Raw genomic sequence first — 12,615 nt, forward strand, 5'->3', positions numbered from 1 at the left:
TCTATTGTGGACGGTCACTCGGCATCCAGATGCATCTGCGTGATCACTCGACCGTCTTTCTCGGCCTGGCCCAGATTGGCGTCGATGAAGTACACCCGGTCATCTTCCAGTTGCCCTTTGTCTACCAGGTAATCCTTGATGGTACTGGCGCGGTCCTGACCCAGTTGGCGCAGCAGGACATCGCTGCTGCTCCAGAACTTGATCACACCGTCCTTGAGCTTCGCCGTGCGCTCATCGCGACTGAGGTCTTTCCATTCCGCCGGTGGCTGCTGTTTCAAGCGAGTGCGGTAGATACCTTCGAGCAGTGGGGGTTTCTCGCTTTCCGGGACTTCCAGCAGGGAAGCCTGGGCCGGAACCTTCTCGCCGCGACGCTGCAGCATCTTGTAGTAGTTGTACTGGTATTCCCGTTCCAGTCGCTCCTGGGCCAGGAAGGGGCCGTCACTGCTGGCCGCCGCTGTGCCTTCGATTTCCAGGCGCAGAGTCGGGCGTTCCTTCAGCGCCTTGGCCAGATTGTCCAGCGCGCCCTCGGCCTCTTTGCTCAATTCACTCGAGCCGGCGGCGAACGACACGTTACCCAGGTCTTCCGAACCGCCCCCGGTAATCAATCCGCCGATGAATTTGAACGGTGCCGTCGCCGCGCGTACCACCAGGTTACGCAGGGTCTGCCACACAATCGGCATCACGCTGAATTGTGGGTTGTTCAAGTCGCCGGTCACCGGCAGTTCAATGGAGATCCTGCCATCGCTGTCTTTAAGGAGTGCAATGGCCAGGCGAATCGGCAAATCAACAGCATCGGCGCTGTCGACTTTCTCACCAAGTTGCAGTTGCTCGATCACCACTTTGTTTTCGGCCTTCAACTGGCCCTTGGTGATCACGTAATGCAAGTCGAGGTTCAGGCGGCCCTTACGGATACGGAAGCCGGCGAATTTGCCCGAGTAAGGTGTGAGGGTGGTCAGTTCGACGCGTTTGAAACTGGTGGCGATGTCCAGCGCCGCCATCGGGTCGAACGGGTTTACGTTGCCTTTGATGGTGACGGGTGCGTAGCGGTCCACCTTACCCTTGATGTCGACGCTGGCCGGTTTGGCCTGGCGGCTGTCAATGGTGCCGATCTGCCCGTTGAGCTGTTGAATTGCGGTGGCGAAATTGGGCGTGAGGCTGAAGTCGGCAAAGTTGGCCGAACCGTCGTTGATCGCAATTTTCCCTATATGAATACCCAAAGGCTTTTCTTTGCTGGCCGGTTTCGGCGCTGACTTGGCGCCGCTGTTCGCCGGCTGTGGAATCAGCAGGTCGTCAACGTTGGTGGTGCGGTCATCGTTGATCATGAAGCGCACGTAGGGCTGCAGCAGGTTGACCTTGTCGATCGACAGGCTTTCGCCGTGCTGGTAGTTCACGCCTTCCAGCACCAGACGCTGCCACTTGAGGAAGTCGCGGGTCTTGAGGGTGTCCAGGGTATGCAGTTGGTCAACCTGAGCACGGCCAGTGACCTGCAGCTTCAGGGGATCAGCGCTTTTCAGGTTCACATCCAGGTTGCTGCCGAGCATGCCGCTACGCAGTTCCAGGCGAATGAACGGGCTGATGTAGGACTGGGCGACCCGCAGGTCGATATCCTGGGTGTTCACCTTCAGCTTGGCGCTGACCGGGTTGAGGTTGACCTCGCCAGTAGCCTGGATCTTGCCCTGCTTGCCCAGGCCGCTGTCGACCTTCAGGGTAAAGGGGCTCTGGTTGAGACTGTCGAAGTTCTGCACATCGACATTCAGCGGACCCAGCTCCAGTGCCACGGCCGGTTTGGCCTGGCGGTCGGCCAGGTGCACCTGATAATTGCGCAGTTGCACATCCTTGAGCAGCACCTGCCAGGGTTTGCTCGGCGCGACCGGATCCGCTTTTGGCGAATCGGCGGTGGCCGGTGCCTTGGCGGGTTCGGGCGCCTTGGCCGGTTTGCTCGGTTGGCTGGCGAACAGTTTTTGCCAGTCCAGTTGACCGTCCGCTTCCCGGGCTGCCCAGGTTTCCAGTTTGTTGCTGCGGATCTTGCCGATCACGACCTGTTGTTTAGCAAGGTCTACCGTGGTCTCGCTGACGTCCAGGCGCTCCAGGCGCACCAGTGGACGGCCATCCGGTGCCTTGACCGCAAACGGTGCGATGCTGGCAGCGGTGTTGGTCAGGTTCAGCTCGGTCTCTTTGGCCAGGCTGAATTTATATTCGGTACTGAAGTTGAGTACACCGTCTTCAAGCACCAGCGGCAGTGCGTCACGCACATACGGCCACCAGGCTTTCATCTTGCCGTCGGTGACCTTCAACGTACCTTGGGAGGTGATCGGCACCAGGCTGAAATTGCCTTTCCAGTCGATTTGCCCACCTTCGGGGCCCGCAGCCACCAGGGTCATGTCGGCATTGTCCTCAGGCAACGTGCTGAGGTTTTTCAGCTCGAAATCGAGTTTGTCGTAGAGGAATTCGATCGGTTCGCTGGGGCGCAAGTCTTCGAAGTGCACGTAACCGCCCGCCAGCTTGATGCTGTCGATGCGCAACGGGAACGGCTTGGCATCGGGATTGGTCGGGGTTGGCTCGCTAGGCGGCAGCTTGAACAACTGTGCCAGATTCAACTGGCCGGACTTGTCGAACAGCAGCTCGGTCTTGGGCTTGTCCAATTGCACATCAGCCAGGTGCAGCGCGCGGGTCCACAGGCTGTCGATCTGCAGGTTGGCGTAGAGGCGCTCGAATGCTACTTGTTCCTTGCCGGGTTCGCCGATCTTCAGGCCCCATGCCGTGACCTCCAGGCTGAACGGGTTGAGCTCGATGCGCTCGATCCGCGCCGGCAGCGTGGCGTAGTTGGCCAGTTGTTGGTTGGCAATACGAAGGGCAATGCCCGGCAGAATCAGAAAACCCAGCAAGCTATACAGTGCAAGGGCGGTCAGCAGGGCGCCAGCGGCGCGAATCAATCCTTTGGGCATGGGGGCGGCGCCATCTATGTCGAATAGGAGTGCCTTGGAGTATGGCACGGGTTTTCGGTTCCGAAGAGCCAGTCCTTTTGAGATAAGTCCTATAACTGCAGGATCAGTGTCTTCAGCGGAGGCTGTCGGTCTTGCGAGGGGAAATCGGCACCGGGCGCCATGATCTGCCAGTCGCGTACCGATCGCCCGGCTTTCTCGGCGCATCGCAGCACCTGCTCGCGCCAATCATCCATGCTCACTTTTGCCAGGTTGTTACAGCAGATCAGGACGCCGCCATCGGCGGTTGCCAGCAATGCCGGCTTGAGCAGGCTCTGATAGTCACGTAACAGGTCGACGGTGCCAAAGGCGCTCTTGGCCCAAGCGGGCGGGTCGAGCAGCACTAGGTCGTATTGACGTTGTTCCAGGCGGGGATAGCTCGGCAGTTTTTGCCCGCGTCGCTGGCTGATCGGCAGGCCGGCCAGTTGGCGAATGGCCGGGAAATAATCGGACTGCACAAAATCCATGGCGGGCAATTGCGGATTGAGTAAGCCGTTCTCACGACCGACCGCCAGGTTGCCTTCGGCAAAGTCCAGGTTGCACACCTCGCGCGCACCGCCGGCGGCCGCGCTCAGGCCCACGCCGCAGGTATAGGCGAACAGGTTCAGCACGCTTTTGCCGGCACTGTGATCCTTGACCCAGCCACGGGTGTTGCGCAGGTCGAGGAACAACAGAGGGTCTTGCCCGGCGTGTCGCCCACGTACGCGGTAGTTGAGGCCCCATTCGTGACCGACCATGTCCTCCAGCGCCGCCGGTTCGGCGCGGTACACCGTGTCTTCGCGGTCGATTCGCGAGTTGCCACGGGCGCGGAGTTTATCAGTTATGGACCACCGCCAACATCAGCCCCATCCGCCGATGGGCGCGTTGCACCGAGCCATTGCGCATCGCCCAACGCAGCAATGGGGCACTGCGCTTGACCCCGGCGCGGATGATCTGGCGTTGCAGCGGGCTCTGGTGTTGCTCAAGCAGGGTGCAGGCCCACTCGGGCAGCAGGTCAATTGCGGCTTGCATCATCAGGGCGCCGAACGGCTTGGCCATGGGGCTGGGGGCGGGCGCGTTGAGCAGCAGGCGCAGCACCTCACGGCTGCGCTCGTCGCACAGCAGTTGCGGACGAATCCGTTCCAGGTAATCCGATACTTCCTGCCGTGAACGCGGAACATGCCGCGCGCCAAGCCTCTCGGCGACCAGGGCGATCTCGCTGTAGTAACGATCCTGGTCCTGTCCCGAGAGGTGCGGGTTGCGATAGCGCAGGTGGGCCGCGAGGAAATGGCTCACCTCCGCCACATGCACCCAGGTCAGCAACTCCGGATCGCTGGCCGCGTAAGGTCGGCCATCCCGCGCATGACCCACCACTTGCAGGTGAATGGTGCGCACTTTTTCGATCAGCCAGTCGGCATCCTTGCGTGAGCCGAAGGTGGTGCCGGAGATGAACTGCGAGGTGCGCCGCAGACGCCCAAGCATGTCCTGGCGAAAATTCGAGTGGTCCCACACACCGGCAAGGGCCAGTGGATGCAGGGCTTGCAGCATCAAGGCGCTGATGCCGCCGATGAGCATGCTGCTGAAATCGCCATGGACCTGCCAACTGATCGAGTCCGGCCCGAACAGGCCAGGGTCGCCCTTGGGGTTTTCCAGGTCCAACTGGCCCAGTGACAGGCCAGTGAGGCTCATCAGCTGGGTTTCGATACGGCTGCGGATAAATTCCATGGCGACTTGAGGGGTTCCTAGCGGTTAAGGCGTTTGTCGATCAGGCCATCGACCACGCTCGGGTCGGCCAGCGTCGAGGTGTCGCCGAGGCTGTCCAGTTCGTTGCAGGCGATCTTGCGCAGAATCCGCCGCATGATCTTACCGGAGCGGGTTTTCGGCAAGGCCGGTGCCCATTGGATCAGTTCCGGCTTGGCAAAGCTGCCGATTTCCTGGCTGACCAACGCCAGCAGGTGCTTTTTCAGTGCACCGCTGGGCTCGACCCCATTCATGGGCGTGACGAACGCATAGATGCCCTGGCCTTTGACGTCATGGGGATAACCCACCACGGCGGCTTCGGCGACCTGATCATGCAGCACCAGCGCGCTTTCCACCTCGGCGGTGCCGATACGGTGGCCGGACACGTTGATAACATCGTCGATGCGCCCGGTGATCCAGTAATCGCCGTCTTCATCACGACGCGCGCCGTCACCGGTGAAGTAGTAGCCGGGATAGGGTTTGAAATAAGTGTCGATCATGCGCTGCGGATCGCCATAGACACTGCGGATCTGTCCCGGCCAACTGGCTTTGATCGCCAATACGCCGCTGCCGGCGCCGCTGAACGCCTTGCCGTGCTCATCCAGCAGCACGGGTTGTACGCCAAACATCGGTTGGGTCGCGCAACCGGGCTTGATCCGCTGGGCGCTGACCAGCGGGCTGAGCATGATGCCGCCGGTTTCGGTCTGCCACCAGGTATCCACGATCGGGCAGCGTTGTTCTCCGACCGCGTTGAAGTACCAGTCCCAGGCTTCGGGGTTGATCGGCTCACCGACGCTGCCGAGCAGGCGCAGGCTGGCGCGCGACGTATTCTCCAGCGGGCCGTGGCCTTCACGCATCAAGGCGCGCAAGGCGGTTGGCGCGGTGTAGAAGATGTTGACCTTGTGCTTGTCGATGACCTGCCAGAAGCGCGAGCTGTCCGGGTAACTCGGCACGCCCTCGAATATCAACGAGGTCGCACCGTTGGCCAGTGGGCCGTACACGATGTAACTGTGGCCCGTGACCCAACCCACGTCGGCGGTGCACCAGAACACCTCGCCGTCGCGGTAGTCGAGCACGTACTTGAAGGTCATCGCCGCTTGCAGCAGGTAGCCGCCAGTGGTGTGCAGCACGCCCTTGGGTTTGCCGGTGCTGCCGGAAGTGTAGAGGATGAATAGCGGGTCTTCTGCGTCCATCGGTTCGGGTGGGCAATTATCGCTGGCTGCCTTCAGCGCCTGTTGATAGTTGAGGTCGCGGTCCTCGTTCCAGTTCACGGCCGCGCCGGTGCGTTCAACCACCACCACGGTGCTGACGTTCGGGCAACTGGCCAAGGCTTTGTCGACATTCTGCTTGAGTGCCACGGCCTTGCCGCCGCGCACGCCTTCGTCGGCCGTGATCACGGTGCGGCAGTCGGCATCCAGGATCCGGTCGCGCAGGGCGTCCGGCGAGAACCCGCCGAACACCACCGAATGCACCGCGCCAATCCGTGTGCAGGCCAGCATGGCGTAGGCCGCTTCCGGGATCATCGGCATGTAGATGCACACGCGGTCGCCTTTTTTCACGCCACGGCTTTTCAGAACATTGGCCAGACGGCAGACGTTCTGGTGCAGTTGGCGGTAGGTGATTTTGGCGGACTTTGTCGGATCATCGCCTTCCCAGATGAAGGCCGGCTGATCGGCGCGTTGCGCCAGGTGACGGTCGATGCAGTTGTAGCTGACGTTCAATTGGCCGCCGGCAAACCATTGGGCGGCGCCGGTGTTGATGTCTGACTGCTGGACGGTGTGCCACGGTGTTATCCAGTCGAGAAAGCGCTTGGCCTGTTCAGCCCAGAAGGTGTCCGGCTGTTCGATGGATTGGCGATAGAGGCGCTGGTAGTCCTCTTGACTGAGTTGCGCAGCCCTGCGGACGGCATCGGCGATGGGAAATCTGCTGATATCGAACATGAGCGGTCCTTATTCTTGTTTTCGGGACAAGTCATAAAGATGCACGCAGTAGGGGGAGGGTTCAAGGCCAACGTCCAAACGGACGTTGGCCTTGCTGTACCTGGATCAGCCGCGGTGACGACCGCGGAAGTAGTTGATCAGGCCCTGGGTCGAAGCATCCTCGGCCGAGGTCTCTTCGGCGCCGGTCAGGCGGTTGTAGACGCCCTTGCCCAGCTCTTTGCCCAGCTCAACGCCCCATTGGTCGAAGGCATTGATGCCCCAGATCACGCTCTGTACGAACACCTTGTGCTCATACATGGCCACCAGTGCGCCCAGACGACGCGGGCTGATGCGCTCGACCACGAGGGTGTTGCTTGGACGGTTGCCCGGGATGACCTTGTGCGGTGCCAGCTTCTGCACTTCGTCTTCCGGCAGGCCTTTGTCGCGCAGTTCGCTTTCGGCTTCGCCACGGGTCTTGCCGAGCATCAGCGCCTGGCTCTGGGACAGGCAGTTGGCGTACAGCCACTGATGGTGGTCGGACACCGGGTTGAAGCTGACGATCGGCACGATGAAGTCGGCCGGGATCAGTTGGGTCCCTTGGTGCAGCAACTGGTGATACGCGTGCTGACCGTTGCAGCCCACGCCGCCCCAGATCACCGGGCCGGTATCGGTGGACACGGGCGTGCCGTCCTGGCGCACGCTCTTGCCGTTGGATTCCATGTCCAACTGTTGCAAGTGTTTGGTGATGTTACGCAGGTAGTGGTCGTACGGCAGGATCGCGTGGCTCTGCGCGCCCCAAAAGTTGCCGTACCACACGCCCAGCAGGCCGAGCAGAACCGGCATGTTCTGCTCAAACGGCGCGTTCTGGAAATGCTGGTCCATGGTGTAGGCACCGGACAGCAGTTCCTTGAAGTTGGACATGCCGATGGCTAGGGCGATGGGCAAGCCGATGGCCGACCACAGCGAGTAACGACCGCCGACCCAGTCCCACATCGGGAAGATATTTTCTTCGCGGATGCCGAAGGCCACGGCTGCCGCGTTGTTGCTCGATACGGCGATGAAGTGACGGTACAGCTCGGCTTCCGAGCCACCCTGGGCCAGGTACCAGGCGCGGGCGGCCTGGGCGTTTTTCAGGGTTTCGAGGGTGTTGAAGGATTTCGACGAGACGATGAACAGTGTGGTCTCGGCGCGCAGCTTCATGGTCAGTTCGTGGAACTCGCTGCCGTCGATATTCGCCAGGTAGTGGCAGCGCACGCCTTTATGGGCATAGGCCAACAGCGCTTCGGAGACCAGCTCCGGGCCGAGGAACGAGCCACCGATGCCGATGTTCACCACGTCGGTGATCGGCTTCTCGGTGTAGCCGCGCCACAGGCCGTCGTGGATGCGGCCCACGAGGTCGGTGATCTGGTTCAACACCTTGTGGACGTCCGGCATGATGTTCACGCCGTTGACCGACAGCTTGTCGCCTACCGGACGGCGCAGGGCGGTGTGCAGGGCAGGGCGACCTTCGGAGGAGTTCACGGGTTCGCCGGCATACAGCGCGTCGATCGCGGCTTTAAGGTCGACTTCCTTGGCCAGGCCCACGAGCAGGTCGCGGGTTTCACGAGTGATCAGGTTTTTCGAGTAATCGAGGAAAAGTCCGCAGCTGCTCAAGGTGAATTGGGAAAAACGCTGAGGATCGGCAGTGAACGCTTCGCGCATGCTGAAATCCTGCATGGCTTGGCGATGTTGATTGAGCGCTTGCCAGGCGGGCAGAGCGGTAACGTCATGAGGGGTGCGGTAGTACGCCATCGCTGCGGGTTTCCTTTTATTACGGGGACTGCCTTTAGGACACTTCAAAGCCCGAAACATCCAGTCTTTCATCAAGCAATGGGTTCCGGACAGCGCTAACCATAGCGCAGGGCGAATACATTAAACCTAGCGTGTCGATATGTCTTGGCTTTGTCTGCGCTGTGGCCGGTACTTTTTTATACCGGCGCATCAGGCTGGGCAACGGGCGGGGGTCAGGCGAGGTTCAAATGCAGGTTGTCGATCAGGCGTGTTGCGCCCAGATAGGCGGCAACCAAGATGACCACATCGCGGTCCTCGGCCGTGGCCGGGCGCAGGTTTACGCCTTGGCGCACTTCGAGGTAATCCAGGCGCAACCCGGCGGCTTCGATCTGCTGGACCTGTTCGGCGCGCAGCTTGGCGAAGTCGCGGTCGCCGCCTTTGATGGCGGCGGCAATCTGACTCAGGCTGCGGTAGAGCACGGGCGCGATCGCGCGTTGCTCCTCGGTGAGATAACCGTTGCGCGATGACAGCGCGAGGCCGTCCTCGGCGCGGACGGTGGGTTCACCGATGATCTGGATCGGCATGTTCAGGTCATGCACCATGGCGCGAATCACCGCCAGTTGCTGGTAATCCTTCTGGCCGAATACGGCCATGTCCGGCTGGACCATGTTGAACAGTTTGGTGACCACCGTGGCGACGCCATCAAAATGCCCGGGACGGCTGGCGCCGCACAGGCCTTCGGATAACTGAGGGACGCTGACGCGGGTCTGGCCTGCCATTGCGCCGGGGTACATCTCTTCGACGGTGGGCGCAAACAGCAGGTTGCAGCCGGCCTGCAGGAGTTTTTCCTGGTCGGCGGCGAGGGTCCGCGGGTACTTGTCGAGGTCTTCGCCTGCGCCGAACTGCAGCGGGTTGACGAAGATGCTGGCAACCACGAAGTCCGCCTGCTGGGCCGCTTTGGCCACCAGGGTAGCGTGGCCGCTGTGCAGGTTGCCCATGGTGGGCACAAAGCCGATGCGTTTGCCGGCGCTGCGGGCATGGGTGACGGCGGCCCGCAGTTCACGTACGGTTTTTACGGTGTTCATGCAGAAAATCCGTGTTCGGCGCCAGGGAAGGTCACGCCTTTGACTTCGGCGACGTATGCGCTCAACGCGGCGTGGATGCTGTCCTGGCCGGCCATGAAGTTCTTCACGAACTTGGGCACGCGACCGGTCATCGACAGGCCGAGCATGTCGTGCAGCACCAGGACCTGGCCGTCGGTGGCCGACCCGGCACCAATGCCGATCACGGGCACTTTGACCGCATGGGTGATTTCCGCGGCCAGTTCGCTGGGCACGCATTCGAGCAGGATCATTGCCGCGCCGGCTTGTTCGAGGGCGATGGCATCGGCACGCATCTGGCGCGCCTGGGCTTCGTTGCGGCCTTGGACTTTATAGCCGCCAAGGATGTTCACCGACTGCGGCGTCAAGCCCATGTGTGCGCACACCGGCACACCGCGTTCAGCCAGCATGCGGATCGACTCGGCGAGCCAGGCGGCCCCTTCGACCTTGACCATGTGCGCTCCGGCTTGCATCAATTTACCGGCGTTCTGAAAGGTCTGTTCGACGGTGGCGTAACCCATGAACGGCAGGTCGGCGATGATAAAGGCACCATCGTTGCCGCGTTTGACGCTGGCGGTATGGTAGGCGAGTTCATCGGTGGTGACGGGCAGGGTGCTGTCATTCCCTTGAAGAACCATGCCCAGGGAGTCGCCCACCAGCAACACTTCAACCCCGGCCTGGCAACTGGCGTGGGCGAAGGTGGCGTCATAGCAGGTCAGCATGGCGATTTTTTCACCTTTGAGCTTGAGGCTCTGCAAGGTGGTCAGGGTAATGTCTGGCATGAAAAGGGTCCTCGTTCAGGCGCTTGGAAACAGCGAGTAACGCGCGTGAGTCTTCGTTTATACAGGCGCACTGTCTTGAGAGCAGTGCTTATAAGGCCTGGATTGCGCCCTTTAGCGCCGCGTTGGCGGCAGCGGGACGCCTATAGTCGTGAGGAGGGCACGGGAAGTCAATTGGATGTGTTACCGCGTTGTTACGAGTGGGGTGTTACCGCTGTTACTGATGCGATTCAGCAGTGAGAAGGCGCTCCAGGCCGACAAACGGGCACGCCGCCAGCAGGTCACTGAGGGGCTGGCCATCGGGTAGTCGTAGGGTCGGTGCCAGCTCAGCCAGGGGGTACAGCACAAAGGCCCGCAGATGCATCTGGTAATGCGGCACCTTGAGGCGCGGCTCATCGATCCGGCGATCGCCGAACAGCAGGATGTCCAGGTCCAGGGTGCGCGGCCCCCAACGTTCAAGTCGCTTGCGACCCTGATCGTTTTCGATGCCTTGCAGTGCATCCAGCAATTCCAGCGGCGCCAGGCTGCTGTCCAGGGCCGCGACCGCATTGGTGTAGCGCGGTTGGCCAGGGAGCAGGGAGTCGCTTTGATAGAAGGCCGAGACCCCGGCAACGGTGGTGCCTGGCAATTGCGCCAGCGCCTCGATGGCACTGCGCAATTGTTGCTCCGGGGCAGCCAGGTTGCTGCCCATGCCGATGTAAATGCGTTCCACGTTTATTCGCCTGCAGCGCCCGAGGCATCGGCGGCGCTGCGCTTGCGTTTGCTCCCGCTGCGACGACGCTTCTTGGGGCCTTCGCCGACGCCATCGCCTTTGCTGCCGAGTTCACGAATCATCTCGCGGCGCTCGCTGTCATTGGCGTCCTGGTAGTCGGTCCACCATTCGCCCAGGCCGTCGGTCTGCTCGCCAGCGCTTTCACGCAGCAGCAGGAAGTCGTAGCCAGCACGGAAGCGCGGGTTGTCCAGCAACAGATCGGCGCGCTTGCCGCTGCGACGCGGCAGGCGCTCCTGCATGTCCCAGATCTCGCGGATCGGCAGGGTGAAGCGTTTCGGAATAGCGATGCGCTGGCACTGCTCGGCGATCAACTCGTGAGCGGCTTCCTGCATGGCCGGAATCGGCGGCATGCCACGGTCTTGCAGGCGCAGTACGCGTTTGGGCAACGCCGGCCACAGCAGGGCGGCGAACAGGAACGCTGGGGTCACCGGCTTGTTCTGCTTGATGCGCAGGTCGGTGTTGATCAACGCTTCGCTGATAAGGGTGTGGGTATACGTCGGGTTGTATTCCAATGCCTCGGCGCTGGCCGGGAACAATGGATCGAACAACTGCAGGTCGACGAGCATTTCAAAGGTATCGGCCGCATAGCCCGAGAGGAACAGCTTGAGCACTTCTTCGAATAGGCGTGCCGAGGGGATTTCCCGCAGCATCGGCGCCAACTCGCGAATCGGCGCGGCGGTGTGCCTTTCGATACCGAAGTTGAGCTTGGCGGCGAAGCGCACGGCCCGCAGCATGCGCACCGGGTCTTCCTGGTAGCGCTGAGTTGGGTCGCCGATCAGGCGGATCAGGTTGTTACGGATATCGTGTACGCCGTTGGCGTAATCGAGGATGCGCTCGCTGACCGGGTCGTAATACAGCGCATTGACGGTGAAGTCGCGGCGCTGCGCGTCTTCCTCCAGGGTGCCATAGACATTGTCACGCAGGATGCGTCCGCTTTCGTTGCGGGAAGACTGATTGGTGTCTTCCTCTTCATCGTTTTGCGGGTGGCCGGCGCGGAAGGTCGCAACCTCGATGATTTCGCGGCCAAAGTGGATGTGCACGAGCTTGAAGCGGCGACCGATGATGCGCGCATTGCGAAACTCGGCGCGCACTTGCTCGGGCGTCGCACTGGTGGCGACGTCGAAGTCCTTGGGTGTGATGTTGAGCAGCATGTCACGTACACACCCGCCCACCAGGTAGGCCTGGTAGCCGGCGTTCTGCAAACGTTCGACGATGTTCACCGCATAACGGCTGAACTGAGCGCGTTGCAGCGAATGTTGGCTGCTGTTGAGCACTTCAGGCGTGCTGCGTTTTTGTTGCGTTCGACGCAAGGGAGAACGGAATGACTGGAACAACTTCTTCAGCATGGGATGCACTGTTTGAAGGAATGTTCGGCCATAACGAAGAATGACCGCATGATGGGCCGGGATTCTAGCATTTAGTCGGGGGATGGTGTAGGAACAAGCTTCAGGCCTTGCGCCATAAGCCTCAAAACGTCAAATACCGGAAACTACAAGGGAAGCCGAAGCTCCCCCAGAAGTAGTTGCGTGCTCTATTTTTATTATTGGTTTCGGGCTTCTTGTTTTTGTTGATCGC

The 12,615-nt window shown here is 61.1% G+C and carries 8 protein-coding genes and 1 pseudogene; all 9 read right to left on the reverse strand.

The genetic code is table 11. The annotated features are described in order from the left end of the window. Window positions 1-14: 14 nt before the first annotated feature. On the reverse strand, window positions 15-2,945 hold the full coding sequence (locus ACLH0J_RS08655; RefSeq protein ID WP_411391628.1) for a DUF748 domain-containing protein: 2,931 nt from the start codon (window positions 2,943-2,945) through the stop codon (window positions 15-17). An 89-nt stretch (window positions 2,946-3,034) separates the two neighbouring features. Further along, window positions 3,035-3,790 (reverse strand): annotated as a pseudogene (locus ACLH0J_RS08660) (class I SAM-dependent rRNA methyltransferase); the annotation flags it as partial. Between the two features lie 7 nt (window positions 3,791-3,797). Next, the gene (locus tag ACLH0J_RS08665; protein WP_411391629.1) at window positions 3,798-4,685 is read right to left on the reverse strand and encodes an oxygenase MpaB family protein; all 888 of its coding nucleotides are present in this window, start codon (window positions 4,683-4,685) and stop codon (window positions 3,798-3,800) included. A gap of 17 nt (window positions 4,686-4,702) precedes the next feature. After that, window positions 4,703-6,640, reverse strand: coding sequence for an acetate--CoA ligase (acs, locus tag ACLH0J_RS08670; RefSeq protein WP_411391630.1), 1,938 nt, complete (start codon window positions 6,638-6,640; stop codon window positions 4,703-4,705). Between the two features lie 105 nt (window positions 6,641-6,745). After that, on the reverse strand, window positions 6,746-8,410 hold the full coding sequence (gene pgi, locus ACLH0J_RS08675; RefSeq protein ID WP_411391631.1) for a glucose-6-phosphate isomerase: 1,665 nt from the start codon (window positions 8,408-8,410) through the stop codon (window positions 6,746-6,748). A 212-nt stretch (window positions 8,411-8,622) separates the two neighbouring features. Next, window positions 8,623-9,474, reverse strand: coding sequence for a pantoate--beta-alanine ligase (panC, locus tag ACLH0J_RS08680; RefSeq protein WP_411391632.1), 852 nt, complete (start codon window positions 9,472-9,474; stop codon window positions 8,623-8,625). Continuing rightward, on the reverse strand, window positions 9,471-10,271 hold the full coding sequence (gene panB, locus ACLH0J_RS08685; protein WP_411391633.1) for a 3-methyl-2-oxobutanoate hydroxymethyltransferase: 801 nt from the start codon (window positions 10,269-10,271) through the stop codon (window positions 9,471-9,473). The genes panC and panB overlap by 4 nt, the downstream gene beginning before the upstream one ends. A 214-nt stretch (window positions 10,272-10,485) precedes the next feature. Then, the gene (gene folK / locus ACLH0J_RS08690) at window positions 10,486-10,980 is read right to left on the reverse strand and encodes a 2-amino-4-hydroxy-6-hydroxymethyldihydropteridine diphosphokinase (protein ID WP_411391634.1); all 495 of its coding nucleotides are present in this window, start codon (window positions 10,978-10,980) and stop codon (window positions 10,486-10,488) included. 2 nt (window positions 10,981-10,982) lie between these two features. Further along, window positions 10,983-12,386, reverse strand: coding sequence for a polynucleotide adenylyltransferase PcnB (locus ACLH0J_RS08695; RefSeq protein ID WP_411391635.1), 1,404 nt, complete (start codon window positions 12,384-12,386; stop codon window positions 10,983-10,985). Between the last annotated feature and the right edge of the window lie 229 nt (window positions 12,387-12,615).

Origin of the sequence: Pseudomonas sp. MPB23 (assembly GCF_046605395.1) — a bacterium.
Classification (GTDB): domain Bacteria; phylum Pseudomonadota; class Gammaproteobacteria; order Pseudomonadales; family Pseudomonadaceae; genus Aquipseudomonas.

Excerpts from the sequence above, each read along its gene's own strand:
- ACLH0J_RS08695 (WP_411391635.1), bottom strand. The coding sequence starts at position 12,386 with ATGCTGAAGAAGTTGTTCCAGTCATTCCGTTCTCCCTTGCGTCGAACG.
- panB (WP_411391633.1), bottom strand. The coding sequence starts at position 10,271 with ATGCCAGACATTACCCTGACCACCTTGCAGAGCCTCAAGCTCAAAGGT.
- panC (WP_411391632.1), bottom strand. The coding sequence starts at position 9,474 with ATGAACACCGTAAAAACCGTACGTGAACTGCGGGCCGCCGTCACCCAT.
- pgi (WP_411391631.1), bottom strand. The coding sequence starts at position 8,410 with ATGGCGTACTACCGCACCCCTCATGACGTTACCGCTCTGCCCGCCTGG.
- ACLH0J_RS08655 (WP_411391628.1), bottom strand. The coding sequence starts at position 2,945 with ATGCCCAAAGGATTGATTCGCGCCGCTGGCGCCCTGCTGACCGCCCTT.
- ACLH0J_RS08665 (WP_411391629.1), bottom strand. The coding sequence starts at position 4,685 with ATGGAATTTATCCGCAGCCGTATCGAAACCCAGCTGATGAGCCTCACT.
- acs (WP_411391630.1), bottom strand. The coding sequence starts at position 6,640 with ATGTTCGATATCAGCAGATTTCCCATCGCCGATGCCGTCCGCAGGGCT.